This is a genomic window from Methylophilus sp. YYY-1, from assembly GCF_029132825.1.
Lineage (GTDB): Bacteria > Pseudomonadota > Gammaproteobacteria > Burkholderiales > Methylophilaceae > Methylophilus > Methylophilus glucosoxydans.
This window is the reverse complement of record NZ_WOVG01000001.1, coordinates 1-16,514: the sequence shown is the minus strand read 5'-3', so window position 1 is coordinate 16,514 and position 16,514 is coordinate 1. Positions and strand designations below refer to the sequence as shown.

Genomic DNA, 16,514 nt, shown 5'->3' with positions numbered 1-16,514 from the left:
CCCCTATAACACTTTGATACTAAAGATCTTCTTACCCGGCTTGCTGTCTTGATGGGCCTTGGCTTTTTCGATCTTGAGGTCTTTAATCGCTGCAATGGCAGCGTTTGGATTCAGCTTTTTCGGACAGACATCGGTACAGTTCATGATGTTGTGGCAACGATACAAACGGTAAGGGTCTTCCAGATTCTCCAACCGCGCATCCTGTTCCTGGTCACGGCTGTCGGCAATAAAGCGGTAAGCCTGCATCAGCCCTGCCGGACCGACAAATTTGTCCGGGTTCCACCAGAAGCTGGGGCAAGAGGTCGTACAAGCCCCACACAAAATGCACTCATACAAGCCATCCAGCTTGGCACGGTCTTCCGGGCTTTGCAGGCGCTCGGTTTCCGGCGGCGTGTCGTGGTTTTGCAAATAAGGCATCACCGAATGATAGTTATCAAAGAATTGCGTCATATCCACGACCAGATCGCGAATCACAGGCAAGCCAGGCATGGGACGCAGTACCACAGGTTCTTGCAGATCGCTGAGTTTGGTAATACAGGCCAGGCCATTTTTGCCATTGATATTCATGGCATCACTGCCACACACCCCTTCACGGCAGGACTTGCGCATACTGAGCGTTTCGTCCAGTTCTTTAATCCGCATTAGCGCGTCCAATAACATCTGGTCACTGTCTTCCAGCGTGACTTCGTAGTCCTGCATATAGGGCTTTTTGTCTACATCGGGGTTAAACCGGTAAATAGAGAAACGCATATCAATACACCCTTTTCTTCAACTCGAATGGTTCTACAGTCAATGGTTTGAGGCGCACTGGCTTGTACAGCAGCTTTTGCTCGCGGGCAAAATACAGCGAATGACTGAGCCAATGCGTATCGTCACGCTCGGGATAATCCTCACGGGCATGGGCGCCGCGGCTTTCCTGGCGCGCATGGGCCGCTTGCATGGTCGCCAGCGCCACCTCCAGCAGGTTATCCAGCTCCAGCGCTTCGACCCTGGCCGTGTTAAACACCTTGCTTGTATCAGCAATTCTTAACTGCCCGGCACGCTGGGCCACCTGCTTGATGGCGTCTACGCCGTCGGCCAATAAATCAGGAAAACGGAATACCCCGCAATGTTTTTGCATGGTCTGGCGCATCGCCAAGCCCACCTCAGCCACTTTCTCGCCCCCGCCATTTTCAAGGCGGTTAACGCGTGCCAGCGTTGCATCCGCGACATTCGCTGGCAGCGGCTTGTGCGCACGGTTGGCAGCAATCTCCGCCGCCATTTTGTCACCTGCCGCTTTGCCAAACACCACCAGATCCAGTAAAGAGTTAGAGCCCAGACGATTGGCGCCATGCACAGAGACGCAGGCACATTCGCCCACCGCATACAAACCATTAACGACACGCTCAGACTGGCCGTCATGTACCACAACCTGACCATCCAGATTGGTGGGCACGCCACCCATCATGTAATGCGCGGTCGGCACCACCGGGATAGGCGCCTGGGTTGGGTCTACACCGGCAAAGGTTTTGGCAATCTCGCGGATGCCAGGCAAGCGTTTGCTGATGATGTCTTCCCCTAAATGATCTAGTTTGAGGTACACCGCGTCTTTATGCTTGCCAACGCCGCGGCCATCTTTAATCTCGGTCGCCATGGCGCGTGACACCACATCGCGGCTAGCCAGGTCTTTGGCATTGGGCGCATAGCGCTCCATAAAGCGCTCGCCCTCGCTATTCACCAGATAACCACCCTCGCCGCGCACGCCTTCGGTAATCAATACGCCGGCATTCAATACCCCGGTGGGGTGAAACTGCCAGAACTCCATATCCTGCAACGGCAGCCCTGCGCGCGCGGCCATGCCCAAACCATCCCCAGTATTGATATAGGCATTGGTACTGGCCTGGAAGATGCGGCCACCGCCACCCGTGGCCAGCATGGTGGCTTTGGCATGAATCACATGAATGTCGCCGGTTTCAATTTCGAGCGCGATCACGCCCAAGATATCCCCATCGGCATCCCGAATCAGGTCCAGGGCAAACCACTCAATCAGGAATTGAGTGTTGGCCTTGACGTTGCGCTGATACAGCGTATGCAGCATGGCATGGCCGGTGCGGTCCGCCACAGCACAGGTCCGCGAAATGGCTTGCTCGCCAAAATTGCGGGTCATGCCGCCAAACGGACGCTGAAAGATGCGGCCATTTTCGAGGCGGTCGAACGGCATACCAAAGTGCTCCAGTTCAATAATGGCCTTGGCCGCATTGCGGCACATAAACTCAATCGCATCCTGGTCGCCCAGGTAATCCGAGCCCTTGATGGTGTCATACATATGCCACAACCAATTATCGTCAGACACATTACCGAGCGCGGCGGCAATGCCGCCTTGTGCCGCCACGGTATGTGAACGGGTGGGGAACACTTTGGACAGCACAGCGACATCGGCGCCGGATTCCGCCAGCTGCAAAGCCGCACGCAAGCCAGCCCCACCACCGCCGACGATGACGGCATCTACCTGATGATGCTGTAGTTTGCTTGCACCTGTCCCCTGCGCTGTCTTGGTCATGCCATTCACCTTAAATCTTCATTCCAAATAAAATCCACAATACTGCGAATGCATTTCCCCACACCGCAATATCTACCAATCGTTGCAGCACCGACCGTACGCCCAGATGCGGCACATAATCCCGCAGCACATCACGCACACCCAGCCACGCATGCAATAACATGCAGATAAAAAACCACAGTGTCAGCAGGCGCCACCACCAGGGCGCAAACAGGGCCACCCAGTCGTGATAACTTGCTGGCGACAACCACAGCAGCCGCATGCAGAATAACAACAGCCCCAAGGCCATGGACAAGGCACACAGCCGCTGCGTCAGCCAGCGACGCATGCCAGGGTATTTCGCCGTAAGCAGTTCAAATAGCATGCTGACTCAACCCCAAATCGCCCATAACATCCACAACATGGTGAATGCCACCAATCCCAGCACAACGCGGCTGGAGAACCTTGCCTTTTGCAGGGTGGTCATCCAGTGCACATCCATCGCCAGATGACGAATACCTGCATAAAAATGATGAAAAAACGCCCAGGCCAAGGCCGTGACCAGACACTTGACTGGCCATGTTTGCAATTGGCCGGCCACGCTTTGATAGCCCGCAGCGCTAGACAATGACAGATACAAGGTCCATAACAGCAAGGGCTGGATCAAAAACAGTGCAACGCCACTGGCCCGATGCATGATAGACACCACGGCATTGACCGGCAGCCGGATCGTGAATAAATCCAGATTCTTGGGCCGCTGTTTTTTCTGCTTTTTAACAATCATGCTGCTACTCGTCTGCCTGCGCTGCACGTGCCACTGCACCAGCCACGTATTCCATCAAGCGTGGATCAAACGGCTTGGGAATAATGTATTCCTTGCCAAACGATAAAGACGTTAACTGATAAGCCTCCAGCACTTGCTGCGGCACAGGCTCGCGCGCCAGTTGACTGAGCGCTTTTGCTGCCGCCACTTTCATCTGCTCGGTAATCTGTTTGGCCTTGGCATCCAGCGCGCCACGGAACAAATAGGGGAAGCACAAGGCATTATTAACCTGATTCGGGAAATCACTGCGGCCGGTGGCCATAATCACGTCATCACGCACGGCGAAAACCTGGCTGGGTAAAATTTCAGGATCTGGATTGGCCAGTGCAAAAATCACCGGTTTGGCCGCCATGATGGCCACCAGCTCTGCTGGCAAGCCATTCTTGGCCGACACACCGATAAATACATCTGCGCCCTGCATGGCCTCTGCCAGAGAGCTCACCTTGCCAGCCGTAATGGCCAACGCACGGTTATTGTCATGCAAGTCATCTCTCGCCAAATCGAGCACGCCTTTGCGATCCACCATGGTGATATCAGTGGCGCCCATCAGCTTAAGCAACTTGGCACACGAGCAACCCGCCGCACCCGCACCTAAAAACACAATTTTGGCGCGGGGCAAGGTTTTGCCTTGGAGTTCAAGCGCATTTAACAAGGCTGCTGCCACAATCACGGCCGTACCATGCTGGTCATCATGAAACACCGGAATATCCAGGCGTTTTTTCAGTTCGGATTCAATATAAAAACAGTGCGGGGCAGCGATATCTTCCAGATTGATTCCGCCAAAAGTCGGCGCGATATTGACGACGGTCTGGATAAACTCGTCAGGCGTGGCGGCATTGACTTCGATATCAAACACATCAATATCTGCAAAGCGTTTAAACAGCACGCCCTTGCCTTCCATCACCGGCTTGCCGGCCAAAGCACCCACGTTGCCCAGTCCGAGCACGGCTGTGCCATCGGTGATCACCGCCACCAAATTTCCCTTGTTGGTATATTTGTAGGCATTGGCAGGATCCGCCTCTATTTCGAGCACTGGCGCGGCCACCCCTGGCGTGTAGGCCAGGGATAAATCCTGTTGCGTTGCGCATGGCTTGGACGACTCCACGCTCAGCTTGCCCGGCTTGGGAAACTGGTGGTAGTCCAGCGCGCGTTTTTTCAAGTCATCCATTCATTAACCTCTTTCTATTCACCAGTCTTTGCGTTGACCAAGACTTTTCAAAATACATGTTGGCTAGGCTAGCGAAGCCCAACAACGCGAAAATATGTTTTCAAAAGTCATTTCTTTTATCCCGAATAATTCAAAAACTTCAGCAGCCAGACGGACATGCGCAGCTCAACGCCGCTGATGAAGATTTTTCAATCATTCCAATTCACTCATGTAGTGGTGGTCATCGGTCAGACACAAACCTAACCGCCACTCCATTGGCTTGTCGCCATAGGTGAACGACACGCGCTCTATGCTCAGCAGCGGATATCCCTCTTTCAGCCCCAGGGCTTTCGCCACTTCAGCATCTGCGGCCACCGCTTTGATCCGCTCTTCAGCACGGATCATGCGTATGCCAAACTGCGACTCATACATGCTGTACATGGAGCCATTGCTTTCTTCCACCTTGGCGCGATTCAAGCCTTTGAATGGCGCAGCGGGCACAATAATGTGGTCATAAATCAGAGGCCGTCCGGAAAAAGTCAGCAAGCGCTTAACCTCTATGGTGGTCGCGCCCGCCTTCATTTCCAGCACCTTGCCGATATGCACACTGGCTTTGCTTTTGACACAGGAGATAAACTCATTCTGTAACAATTCTTTTTGGCCGGTTTCAGCAGTCAGACGCAAAAAGCGCAACTTCACATCATCCTGATTGTGGGTCGCGACAAACGTACCCTTGCCCTGACGACGAATCAGGATATTTTCAGTAGCCAGACTATCTATTGCCTTACGCACCGTGCCCTGACTGACCTTGTAACGCTGAGCCAGATCAATCTCACTCGGGATCATGTCACCCGGGCGCCACTCCCCACCAATCAGGCTCTGGGTGATCAACACCTTAATCTGGTCATATAACGGCCTGTAACTGGCTGATCCGACTTGTTTATCCATATCCTTGACTCCACACTTGCAGGCATCACAAGACGCCAAAAAATTAGTTATTCAATTTATATCACAGCGCTTTTTTGTTGTCTACTATTTTATATCTTATATAAGACATAAGATATTTGTTGACAGAGTTTTTTTATTCATGAATAATGAATTCAATTCTCGCTGCAACAAAGGAAAACCCATGTCATATGCACTCAGACCACGACGCTCGATGCTATATGTCCCTGGCTGCAATCAGCACTATTTGGAGCGTGCGCGCACATTAGCGGCCGATTCCGTCATTCTGGATCTGGGAGACCCGATTCTGGTGGATGTCAAAGTGCAATCACGGGATAACGTTGTCAATGCTGTCAAGCAAGGTGGCTATGGCAAACGTGAAGTGGTGGTGCGCGTCAATGATCTGCACTCGATTTGGGGGCATGACGATATCAAGGCAGTGGCCAATATTGGCGCAGATGCCATTCTGTTCCCCAATATCGAGTCTCGCGAAGACGTGTTGCAGGCACAACAGCTGCTGGACGATGCCGGCGGCAAGGATGTGCCGATGATGGTGATGATAGAGAGCCCGCTGGCAGTATTAAACGCCAAGGAAATTGCGGCCGCCTCTGAGCGCGTGATCTGCATGGTGATGGCCACCTCTGACCTCATTTCGCAACTGCATGCACGTGTGACGCATGAACGCTCTGCCATCCTCACCTCCTTATCGCTGGTGATTCTGGCGGCGCGTGCGTATGGCAAAGGCGTGATCGACGGCATTACGTCTGATTTTAAGAACATGCATTCGTTTGAATATGCCTGCCGCCTGGGGCGCGACATAGGCATGGATGGCAAGTCACTGGTGCATCCGGCGCAAATTGCTTATTGCAATGATGCGTATACCCCGCAAAGGTCTGAGGTCGAACATGCAAGGTTGATCATTAAAGCCCTGAAAGAGGCAAACGAAGGTGGTAAAGGGACGGTCGTGGTCAACGACAAACTGGTGGAACACCACCATATTAAAGCTGCGCAACGACTCATCAAATTATCAGAAGCGATTGCAGAGCTAGAAGAAGAATTCATTTAAGGAATCAACATGACAGGCAAAATCAACGCCGGGCGTTTTTTTGAAGACTTCAAGCTGGGCGAAGTCATCCCGCATGCGACGCCGCGCACCATCACCAGCGGTGACACTGCGCTATACATTGCGCTGACTGGCGCACGCAATCCGTTGCATTGCAGCGCACCGTTTGCCTTGTCGTTGGGCTATGCGCAGATGCCCATTGATGACCTGCTGGCTTTTCATATCGCGTTTGGCAAAACGGTACCGGATATCTCGGTCAATGCCGTGGCAAACCTGGGATATGCCGATGTGCGGTTTATCCAGCCGGTATTTGTCGGTGACACCTTGACCACCTCCAGCGAAGTGATCGGCCTCAAGCAAAACTCAAGTGGCAAAAATGGCGTGGTCTGGGTACGCTCGACCTCGGTCAATCAAGACCAGCAACCGGTTTTAAGCTGGGTGCGCTGGGTGATGGTGCACAAGAAAAATCTGGCTGCCCCAGCGCCGGAGACTGTGATCCCTGACTTGCCAGCCTTTGTCGCCGCCAAGGACCTGCGTCTGCCCGCCCCGTTTAATGTGCATCAGGAAATCGCGGTGGCTACCGGTGGCCGTTACTTCTGGGAAGACTACTCCGTAGGTGAACGTTTGCGCCATCCCGCTGGCCTCACCATTAACGACAGCGATCATACGCTGGCTACCCATTTGTACCAAAACAATGCCAGACTGCATTTTGATGCTCATCTGATGCAATCCACGCCACAAGGCTTGCGCTTGGTTTATGGCGGCGTGGTGATTTCCGCCTGCCGTGCATTGAGCTTTGAAGGCCTGGAAAACGCGCTGTCGATTGCGGCGATTAATGGCGGCACACATGCCAACCCCAGCTACGCAGGCGACACGATTTACTGCATGACGGAAGTGCTGGATCAATGGACCCTGCCTCACCCGCAGCTCGGCGCCCTCAGACTACGCATGATCGGCCTCAAGAATATTCCGCCAGATCATGTTGAGAACATCAAGACCTCACAGGGCTACTACCCTAATGTGGTACTCGACCTTGATTACACCGTTTTAATTCCACGAAAAGGAAACTAACCATGGCCGTTCATCCTAACCAGGCGCTCTTTGGTGGCGAAAAACCCTTTCCGGTGATCCCGGCTTGTGAGCATTTTGCAGGCAGCGAAAAGCTAATTTTAAAAGCCTTGTCCTTGCAAGACCCGGCCAATCCCAATACGGTCGGTCCTGTGTTTGACATCACCTGCGACTGTGAAGACGGCGCTGCCAGCGGCCAGGAGCAGGCGCATGCGGAAATGATCGTGCGTGTGCTGAATTCTGCTGCCAACCAATACAAGATGGCAGGGGCACGCATTCACGACTATACGCATCCGCACTGGAAAAAAGATATCGATATTTTGGTGGGGGGGGCGGGTGAAGTCTTGAGTTACCTGACGATCCCTAAATGTACCGACATCGCGCAAGCCCGTGAAATGATCGGCTATATTCAAGAAGTTGCCAAACACCATGGCATACGCCGCGAAATCCCGGTGCATATCCTGATTGAAACCCATGGCGCCCTGCGCCAAGTGCACGAGATTGCACAACTGCCCTGGTTGCAAGTGCTGGACTTTGGCCTGATGGACTTTGTCAGCGCCCACCATGGCGCCATCCCTGCAACCGCGATGCGCAGCCCTGGCCAGTTTGATCACCGCCTGCTGGCGCGTGCCAAAACGGAAGTGGTCTCGGCAGCACTGGCAAATGGTGTTGTGCCTGCCCACAACGTGACGCTGGATCTCAAGAATGTGGAAGTGACCTTTAGCGACGCCGCACGCGCGCGTAATGAGTTTGGCTTTATGCGCATGTGGAGTATCTACCCGACACAAATTCAGGCCATCGTTGATGCCATGAAACCGAATTATGACGAAGTGACGGATGCCGCCAACATTTTGCTGGCAGCACAGGCCGCTGACTGGGGGCCAATTCAATATGCAGGTGAATTGCATGACCGCGCGACCTATCGCTACTTCTGGGAGGTCTTGCAAAAAGCTAAACAAACGGGTGTGGCCATGCCAGAAGATGCTGAACACGCGTTCTTTTAATACTTAGCCACAGCGCTGACTGAGCACACAGAGAAAATCTGAGACATTTTTCATTCGGTTTGATGGATATCTCTGTGACCTCTCTGTTCTCTGTGGCTTAAAGATAAAGGTTTAATATGCAACAAATCACTACAGCAGGTGCACGTTTTCGTGCAGCCTTGGCCGATGAAACACCATTACAGATTATCGGTGCGATTAATGCCTACCATGCGATGCTAGCCACTCAATCCGGCTTTAAAGCCATCTACCTGTCTGGTGGCGGCGTGGCGGCAGGTTCTTTAGGCCTGCCCGATCTTGGCATTTCTGGCCTGGAAGACGTGCTAGTAGATGTCCGCCGGATTACCGATGCCGTGGATACGCCATTACTGGTCGATATTGATACCGGGTTTGGCGGGGCATTTAACATTGCCCGTACCATTAAAAGCGTTGCCAAAGCAGGGGCTGCAGCGGTGCATATTGAAGATCAGGTCAGCGCCAAGCGTTGCGGGCACCGCCCCAACAAGGCGATTGTGAGCCTGGAGGAAATGGTAGACCGGGTAAAAGCCGCAGTGGATGCGAAGCCCTATGATGACTTCGTGGTCATGGCGCGCACGGATGCGCTGGCGGTGGAAGGATTGCAATCTGCCATAGACCGCGCCTGTGCTTGCGTAGAAGCAGGTGCGGACATGATTTTTCCGGAAGCGATGACTCAGCTGGGAATGTATCAGCAGTTTGTCGAGGCCGTCAAGGTGCCGGTACTGGCCAATATCACCGAATTTGGCTCTACCCCTTTATTCACGGTAGAGGAACTGGCCACGGCAGGCGTTGGCATGGTCTTGTACCCTCTGTCAGCCTTCCGCGCGATGAACCAGGCGGCGCTTCAGGTGTACCAGAGCGTACGCAAAGATGGCACACAGAAACACGTGTTGGATTTGATGCAGACACGTGCGGACTTGTACGAGCATCTTGGCTATCACGCTTTTGAACAGAAACTAGACGCGCTGTATAAAAAATAAGCGCACGCGACCAGAGATAAAGGAGGTTAGTTATGAACACCACCACTGATCCTATCAACACAGCTCCCGCTACCGAAGCGCCCAAGCGTAAAAAGGGCGTCGCGCTGGCGGGTGTGGCTGCGGGCACCACGGCCATTTGTACCGTGGGCCATAGCGGTAATGACCTGCATTACCGCGGTTACGATATCATCGAACTGGCTAAACATACCACGTTTGAAGAAGTCGCTTATTTGCTGATTCACGGTGAGCTGCCCACCCAACCACAACTCACCGCTTATCATCAAAAGCTCAAAAAGCTACGCGGCCTGCCCAGTGCACTTAAAGCCGTACTGGAACAGATTCCAGCCAATGCGCATCCAATGGATGTGATGCGCACAGGCTGCTCGATGCTGGGGACACTGGAACCAGAAGCTACCGACCGCAATACTGCTGGCGCACAAGCGCTGGGGGACCGCTTGATTGCCTGTTTCGGCTCTATCCTCATTTACTGGTACCACTTTAGCCATCGCGGTTTACGTATTGAGGTAGAAACTGATGACGACTCTATCGCGGCGCACTTCCTGCATCTCCTGCATGGCAAAAAACCGTCCGAGCTGCATATCAAAGCCATGAACACCTCACTGGTGCTCTATGCCGAACATGAGTTCAATGCCTCAACCTTCACTTCACGCGTGATCGCTGGCACCCTCTCCGACTTGTATTCTTGCGTCACTGGTGCGATTGGCGCACTACGGGGGCCCAAACATGGCGGCGCCAATGAAGCCGCCATGGAGATTATTGAGCGTTACCAAACACCAGATGAAGCTGAAGCAGATATCAAGGCTCGTATGGCGCGCAAAGAAATCATTATTGGCTTTGGCCATCCCGTGTATACCATTGCCGATCCACGCAATGAGTCGATCAAAGCCGTCAGCAAGTCACTGTGTGAAGATGCCGGCAATATGCAGCTGTTTGACATCTCTGCCCGCATTGAAGAAATCATGTGGAACGAGAAAAAGATGTTCCCCAACCTGGACTGGTATAGCGCATCCAGCTACCACATGATGGGGATTCCAACTGGCATGTTCACGCCAATTTTTGTGATTTCGCGCACCACCGGCTGGGTCGCGCATGCCATAGAGCAGCGTATCGATAACAAGATTATTCGCCCGAATGCAGAGTATAACGGCCCGGATAACAGAGCGTTTGTGCCTTTAGACAAACGTTAGTCTTACCCATTTTTTAGCCACAGAGGACTCAGAGAGCACAGAGAAAACTCTGCTGTAGCCTCTGTTGCTTAAATTTTTACTTGAAAGAATCTCTTATGTCCGCCCATATTTCTAATGTACGTCCCGATCCCGATCAAGTCATTGTAGATATCGCCAACTACGTGGCAGATTTTGAAATCAACTCTCATGAAGCTTACGATACCGCCCGCAACTGCCTGATGGATACGCTGGGCTGTGGTTTCGAGGCACTGGATTATCCAGCCTGTACCAAATTACTAGGCCCCGTGATTGCCGGTACAGTTGTGCCGAATGGCGCCAAAGTTCCCGGCACCCCTTATCAGCTGGACCCTATCCTGGCCGCTTTCAATATTGGCGCCATGATCCGCTGGCTGGATTTTAATGACACCTGGCTGGCCGCAGAATGGGGACATCCATCTGACAACCTGGGCGGGATTCTGGCTTCAGCGGATTACATGTCGCGCAAAAATGTGGCCGAAGGCAAAGCGCCATTGACCATGAAAGACGTACTTACCGCCATGATCAAGGCGCATGAAATTCAGGGCGTACTGGCGCTGGAAAACAGCTTTAACAGAGTGGGTCTGGACCACGTCATTCTGGTTAAAATTGCCTCTACCGCTGTTGTGACCAAATTACTGGGGGGCAACAAGCAGGATATTATCAATGCTGTGTCTAACGCCTTTGTTGATGGTCAAAGCTTACGCACCTACCGTCATAGTCCAAACACCGGTTCACGTAAATCCTGGGCAGCAGGCGATGCCACCTCGCGGGCGGTGCGCCTGGCCTGGATGACCTTGCAAGGCGAAATGGGCTACCCAAGTGCACTCACGGCGAAAACCTGGGGCTTTTATGACGTCTTGTTCAAAGGTAATGCCTTCAAGTTCCAGCGCCCTTACGGCAGCTATGTGATGGAGCAGGTATTGTTCAAAATCTCGTTCCCGGCCGAATTTCACGCGCAAACAGCGGTGGAGTGCGCTTTCCAGCTCAACAAGGAAGTGGGCAGCCGTCTGCAAACCCTGGAAGACATTGCCAACATCGACAAGATTATTATCACCACACACGAGTCCGCCATTCGCATCATCGATAAAACCGGCCCGTTGGATAACCCTGCTGACCGCGACCATTGTATTCAATATATGGCAGCCGTTGGTTTGCTCAAAGGAAGTTTAACTGCACAGGATTACGAAGATGCCGCAGCCGCTGATCCGCGCATAGATGCATTGCGTGACAAGATGACTTGCGTCGAAAAAGCAGAATATACGCGTGACTATCTGGACCCGGAAAAACGTTCCATTGCCAATGCCATTCAGATTTTCTTTAAGGATGGCACGCAATCCAGCAATATTGCGGTGGAATACCCTATTGGCCATCGCCGCCGCCGTGGCGAAGGCATCCCGGAACTGGTGAAGAAATTCAAAACCAATCTGGCACGTCGCTTTGACACAACCAGACAAGCCGACATTTTGGCCTTGTGTCAGGATCAGGCCAAGCTGGAAGCCACTGCTGTGAATGCGTTTGTGGATATGCTGGCGCTCTAACAACGCAAACTCAGTCTCTAAAAAGAGCGCTCAAGCAGCGCTCTTTTTTATTGCCTGTATCAAACCCAAACGCTGAATAAAAAAGAGCGACCACAAGGGTCGCTCTTGAACTGCTATAAGCAATACTGCGGCGATTAGTGATCCACAACAATATTTTGCTGTGTCAGCAAGTTTGCGATCACGGCTGCATCGCTGGTTTGGCCGTTGGTTAAATCGACACCAGCCACCACAATGGTCTGCGTTTCTTGACCACTATTGAATGCACCTGAAACATTGTGTGCATCATTAGCAAAGCCACCATTCGAACTGATATGAATAATGGTATCGCTGCCTGATTTCTCGAAGTGCATGTAGTTGACCAAGTTGTTTGGATTTTCACCTTGCAACAAATCACGGATATCCAATACATCGCCGCCTTGGTTGACAGGCGCTTTGTTGAAATCTGTGATCGTGTCACGTGCAGGCGCGCCAGCAGAGCCATCATCGCCTTGATCCCACTTGAACACATCAACACCCGCGCCACCGGTCAGGGTATCGTTACCTTTACCGCCGATCAGGATGTCATTGCCATTACCGCCGTTCAAGGTGTCATTACCAGCACCACCACGCAGGATGTCATTACCATTGCCACCATTCAAGGTATCGTTGCCAGCGTAGCCGTAGATAATGTCATTGCCGGAGGTACCGTTAACAACGTTGTCACCTGCATCACCACCGATAATTGGCGTACTGTTATTGCTACTCAACAAGCTGAGATTGAGCAGATTGCTTGCACTTGCGCTATCTTGCAGGCCAGTACTGTCAGTTGCAGTGATCGTAAAGTTTTCCAACACATTGACGCCAAGAAGCTGCGGATTCACCTTCACCGTTGACAGGAATTCATTCAGAGCAAGGTTGTCGATCGTGCCACCGTCAGCAGCTGTAACCACCAGTTTGCCATTTGCACCGATTAAGCCAAGGAAGCCGCTACTTTCTGTATAGCTTACTTTTAAGCCTAACTCATTCGCTACCGCTTGCGAGTAACTCATCAGTGTAGAGCCGATGATCACACCAATCCCAGCATTGAACGCAATATTGACGTTAGTAATGTTGTTATTGGCATCACTTGCAGTGAAGCTCTGGCGGCTAGAGAAATCCAGCAAATCAACATTCAACAGGCCAGGCAAGGTAATCAAGCCAGCCGCACCGACAGCCGTAGAGACATCAGGCGCCACCTGCGGTGTAGGTGTATAGGTATTATTTTTCGCCACATTCACCGTCAAATCAGCAGTGCTGGTGTCACCATCTTTGTCACTTAATGTATAAGTAACTTTAGTGCTGTCTGCAGGCTGGGTAGTGCTTGAAGTCGTGATTTTAATGTTATCAAGCAAACCACCGGTACTGTTCGTATCCACTGATTTAAACTCCACGCGCATCTGGCTACCAGTCCCTGTGAAGCTGTATGAGAATGTACTCATGTTCAAGCTTCCAGTATTGACCGTATCAATGACTTTACCATTCACAATTACTTGAATTGCAGAGTCAACGCCTGATGTATGACCAGCACGTGCCGCATAATCAAAACTTAATGTCACCACTGCATCTTTGCTTGGATTGATATAAGTGTATAGATTTCCATCACCGTTATAGTTTTCAATCTCAAGCACATTGCCGTAACTTGCAGACAAGCCATAAATAGTACTTGGCATAATCTCAATCGTGCCACTCTTGTTGTCTGTGTACCAGCCTAAAGGCACTGGCGTTTGCTGACTACTGCCATTGGCATCAAAAGTGGTGTTGATGAGGGTTACTTTTGTCTGTCCTGGGGTGAAGGCATATTTACCATCGTCCATGTCTACAACAAATGTGCCAGCTTTGGTAACCACTGTCAGCTGATGAGTGGTCGAATTGTAAGAGCTATTATTCGTCCCAGCGACGGCAATTGAACCTGTTTTAGCATCAAAGGTGTAAGTGGTACCCTCAATCGCCACCGATTTGACATAGCCACCATCTGCGCCGAAGCCACCGCCACTGGTCAAACTGCCAACAACAGGGGTTGGTACAGTCTGGCTCAGTACAGCATCCAATTGCGCAAAGTTGGATACCTGAATTGCATTTGTATCCGTGCCGGTTGAGCCATTGTATGCAATCTGGTTCATGCTGTTAGCCACCTGAGTCGCTGAAACGCCGCTACCCACACCAATCGCATATTCATTAATGTTATTGGCTTTCAGGAAGGCTTCCCATGCCTGTCTATCGCTATCCCCTACTTCACGGCCACTATTGGGCTCGCCATCTGAGAAGAAGTACCCAATATTCTGACCACCAGGAATTTTTCCGGCTGAATTAAATGCTGTTTTACTACCATCCAATGCAGCATCGTAATTGGTACCGGACAGTGCTTTCAAGGAAGCCAACTGTAGTTTTGCTTCAGAGATTGTCACCCAGGTCGGCGTTTTCTGATAATAACCATCAGAGAAAGTCACAATCATGACACGGACATCACCACCCAATGAAGCATATTGATCCAACAAGGTATTGATGGACTTCACTTCACTAGCAAGACGTGAGGTGCCATTGACGCCATCCAGTGACGCCATACTGCCAGAGACATCAATGGTAAACATAATGTTTGTGCCTTTGTCGCCCTGAGCAGTGACCGTCTGATTGGTAGCAATCGGCGCATCATCAGCCACATTGACTGTAATAGAACCAGTAGTTGTGGTATCAGAGTCTTTAGCATTTACACCAAACTTCAGGGCAAGCGTATCTTCACCTTGAGCAGGGTGATCCAGCGGACCTGACAACTTGACAGCGTACTTGCCTGAGTTATCAATGGATATGCGCAAGATTTCCTGACCATTAGCAGAACCGATCAGCGTCCCGGTGTTGCTTCCAGCCCAGGTAATTGCCACGCCACCAGACGTATAGGTTTGAGTTGGTGCAGTCAATGTCACACTCTGCAGATCACCATTTGGATCTGAGATACCTAAATCACCAGATGCAATAATGTTTGAAGGCTCACCTTGATCAAGAACACCATTTGGCAAACCGTCTTCAGACACAGTGGCACTACCATCTAAAGTCACAAACACTGGTGACTGGTTCAAAGTGTAAGCATAGTTATCACTTGGCACACTGGTGTTGCCAGCGTTGTCTGTTGCAGTCACCGTATAGTTATGCAGGCCTTTAGCAATATCTGTTGATGGTGTAAATGTCCAGTTACCGTTTTTGTCAGCGATAGCTGTACCAATCGCATTTTTGCCGTCATAAACAGTCACGGTGCTACCAGCTTCAGCCCTACCACTCAAAGTTGGGGTTGGGTCATCAGCTACGCCACCACTAGGGATATTGCCTGTGTTTGTACCGAAGTCATCGTAAATGTTGTCGATAGTTGGTTTGTTTGGTGCAGTGACATCGACAGTATAGGTAAGTTGAGTAGTTGCAACACCTACGTTGCCTGCTGAGTCTGTTGTAGAGACTTTAGCGTCAATCGTTTTGTCACTATCTGCCACTAATTCGCTACCAGGCACGCTAACGCTGAAGCCTAGTTTACCGTCTGCACGAGTCACCACTGTTGTCAGATAATCTTTGCCATTAATCGTGACTACCACTGGATCACCAAGCTTGGCTTCACCGCCTACAGTACCAGTCACTGGCTGATTAACACCTGGTTGAGATTCAGCAATATTGATAATACCATCGCCACCAAAGTTAGCATCGAGCGCAATAGTGGCGACGGGTGGCGTCAGGTCCAGCGTGTAGGTCAACTGTGTAGACTGGCTGGCTGTGTTGCCAGCGTTGTCTGTGACAGTCACTTTCGCTTCAATGGTCTTGTCTGAGTCAGCGGCAAGTTCGTTACCAGCAACACTCACACTGAAGCCCAGCTTGCCATCCGCACGGGTGATTACAGTCGTTGGGTAATCTTTGCCATTAATAGTGACTACCACTGGATCACCAACTTTAGCGTCACCACCCACTGTACCAGTTACGGGAATCGAGGAAGTCGCTTTGGCTTCTTCAATGTTGATGATGCCATCACCACCAAAGTTAGCATCCAAGGCAATCTCTGCCTTAGGTGGCGTCAGGTCCAGTGTGTAGGTCAACTGTGTAGACTGGCTAGCTGTGTTGCCAGCGTTGTCTGTGACAGTCACTTTCGCTTCAATGGTCTTGTCTGAGTCAGCCGCAAGTTCGTTACCAGCAACGCT

General features: G+C 51.5%; 13 protein-coding genes. 6 read left to right on the top strand and 7 right to left on the bottom strand.

Going from position 1 to position 16,514, the window contains the following annotated elements; genetic code table 11:
• Window positions 1-3: 3 nt before the first annotated feature.
• The 6 genes from GOC95_RS00065 to GOC95_RS00040 form a co-directional block, all read right to left on the bottom strand.
• On the bottom strand, window positions 4-750 hold the full coding sequence (locus GOC95_RS00065) for a succinate dehydrogenase iron-sulfur subunit (protein WP_275354862.1): 747 nt from the start codon (window positions 748-750) through the stop codon (window positions 4-6).
• Window position 751: 1 nt separating this feature from the next.
• Window positions 752-2,539: a succinate dehydrogenase flavoprotein subunit gene (sdhA, locus tag GOC95_RS00060; RefSeq protein WP_275354860.1), complete on the bottom strand. Its 1,788-nt coding sequence runs from the start codon at window positions 2,537-2,539 to the stop codon at window positions 752-754.
• A gap of 10 nt (window positions 2,540-2,549) precedes the next feature.
• Complete coding sequence (sdhD, locus tag GOC95_RS00055; RefSeq protein ID WP_275354858.1) at window positions 2,550-2,903, bottom strand: succinate dehydrogenase, hydrophobic membrane anchor protein; 354 nt, start codon at window positions 2,901-2,903, stop codon at window positions 2,550-2,552.
• A gap of 6 nt (window positions 2,904-2,909) precedes the next feature.
• Window positions 2,910-3,302: a succinate dehydrogenase, cytochrome b556 subunit gene (sdhC, locus tag GOC95_RS00050; protein WP_194746975.1), complete on the bottom strand. Its 393-nt coding sequence runs from the start codon at window positions 3,300-3,302 to the stop codon at window positions 2,910-2,912.
• 4 nt (window positions 3,303-3,306) lie between these two features.
• A complete protein-coding gene (locus tag GOC95_RS00045) occupies window positions 3,307-4,509 on the bottom strand; it encodes a malic enzyme-like NAD(P)-binding protein (protein ID WP_275354851.1) in 1,203 nt (400 codons plus the stop codon).
• Window positions 4,510-4,701: 192 nt separating this feature from the next.
• On the bottom strand, window positions 4,702-5,436 hold the full coding sequence (locus GOC95_RS00040; protein ID WP_194746977.1) for a GntR family transcriptional regulator: 735 nt from the start codon (window positions 5,434-5,436) through the stop codon (window positions 4,702-4,704).
• A gap of 181 nt (window positions 5,437-5,617) precedes the next feature.
• Here GOC95_RS00040 and GOC95_RS00035 point away from each other — a divergent pair, with 181 nt between their 5' ends.
• From GOC95_RS00035 to GOC95_RS00010, 6 genes are all read left to right on the top strand, one after another.
• Window positions 5,618-6,499, top strand: coding sequence for a CoA ester lyase (locus GOC95_RS00035; protein ID WP_275354849.1), 882 nt, complete (start codon window positions 5,618-5,620; stop codon window positions 6,497-6,499).
• Window positions 6,500-6,508: 9 nt separating this feature from the next.
• Window positions 6,509-7,567: a MaoC family dehydratase gene (locus GOC95_RS00030; RefSeq protein ID WP_275354847.1), complete on the top strand. Its 1,059-nt coding sequence runs from the start codon at window positions 6,509-6,511 to the stop codon at window positions 7,565-7,567.
• 2 nt (window positions 7,568-7,569) lie between these two features.
• Window positions 7,570-8,568 (top strand): aldolase/citrate lyase family protein, encoded by a 999-nt coding sequence (locus GOC95_RS00025; RefSeq protein WP_275354845.1) that lies wholly within the window; start codon window positions 7,570-7,572, stop codon window positions 8,566-8,568.
• Between the two features lie 116 nt (window positions 8,569-8,684).
• The gene (prpB, locus tag GOC95_RS00020) at window positions 8,685-9,563 is read left to right on the top strand and encodes a methylisocitrate lyase (protein ID WP_275354843.1); all 879 of its coding nucleotides are present in this window, start codon (window positions 8,685-8,687) and stop codon (window positions 9,561-9,563) included.
• Window positions 9,564-9,595: 32 nt separating this feature from the next.
• Window positions 9,596-10,771 (top strand): 2-methylcitrate synthase, encoded by a 1,176-nt coding sequence (gene prpC / locus GOC95_RS00015; protein WP_275354841.1) that lies wholly within the window; start codon window positions 9,596-9,598, stop codon window positions 10,769-10,771.
• A 95-nt stretch (window positions 10,772-10,866) separates the two neighbouring features.
• Window positions 10,867-12,327 (top strand): bifunctional 2-methylcitrate dehydratase/aconitate hydratase, encoded by a 1,461-nt coding sequence (locus GOC95_RS00010; protein WP_275354839.1) that lies wholly within the window; start codon window positions 10,867-10,869, stop codon window positions 12,325-12,327.
• A gap of 134 nt (window positions 12,328-12,461) precedes the next feature.
• Here the strand turns inward: GOC95_RS00010 and GOC95_RS00005 are convergent, their stop codons facing one another.
• Complete coding sequence (locus GOC95_RS00005) at window positions 12,462-16,460, bottom strand: Ig-like domain-containing protein (protein WP_275354837.1); 3,999 nt, start codon at window positions 16,458-16,460, stop codon at window positions 12,462-12,464.
• Window positions 16,461-16,514: the final 54 nt, after the last annotated feature.

Excerpts from the sequence above, each read along its gene's own strand:
- GOC95_RS00045 (WP_275354851.1), bottom strand. The coding sequence starts at position 4,509 with ATGGATGACTTGAAAAAACGCGCGCTGGACTACCACCAGTTTCCCAAG.
- sdhD (WP_275354858.1), bottom strand. The coding sequence starts at position 2,903 with ATGCTATTTGAACTGCTTACGGCGAAATACCCTGGCATGCGTCGCTGG.
- sdhA (WP_275354860.1), bottom strand. The coding sequence starts at position 2,539 with ATGACCAAGACAGCGCAGGGGACAGGTGCAAGCAAACTACAGCATCAT.
- GOC95_RS00065 (WP_275354862.1), bottom strand. The coding sequence starts at position 750 with ATGCGTTTCTCTATTTACCGGTTTAACCCCGATGTAGACAAAAAGCCC.
- GOC95_RS00030 (WP_275354847.1), top strand. The coding sequence starts at position 6,509 with ATGACAGGCAAAATCAACGCCGGGCGTTTTTTTGAAGACTTCAAGCTG.
- sdhC (WP_194746975.1), bottom strand. The coding sequence starts at position 3,302 with ATGATTGTTAAAAAGCAGAAAAAACAGCGGCCCAAGAATCTGGATTTA.
- GOC95_RS00010 (WP_275354839.1), top strand. The coding sequence starts at position 10,867 with ATGTCCGCCCATATTTCTAATGTACGTCCCGATCCCGATCAAGTCATT.
- GOC95_RS00040 (WP_194746977.1), bottom strand. The coding sequence starts at position 5,436 with ATGGATAAACAAGTCGGATCAGCCAGTTACAGGCCGTTATATGACCAG.
- GOC95_RS00035 (WP_275354849.1), top strand. The coding sequence starts at position 5,618 with ATGTCATATGCACTCAGACCACGACGCTCGATGCTATATGTCCCTGGC.
- prpC (WP_275354841.1), top strand. The coding sequence starts at position 9,596 with ATGAACACCACCACTGATCCTATCAACACAGCTCCCGCTACCGAAGCG.
- prpB (WP_275354843.1), top strand. The coding sequence starts at position 8,685 with ATGCAACAAATCACTACAGCAGGTGCACGTTTTCGTGCAGCCTTGGCC.
- GOC95_RS00025 (WP_275354845.1), top strand. The coding sequence starts at position 7,570 with ATGGCCGTTCATCCTAACCAGGCGCTCTTTGGTGGCGAAAAACCCTTT.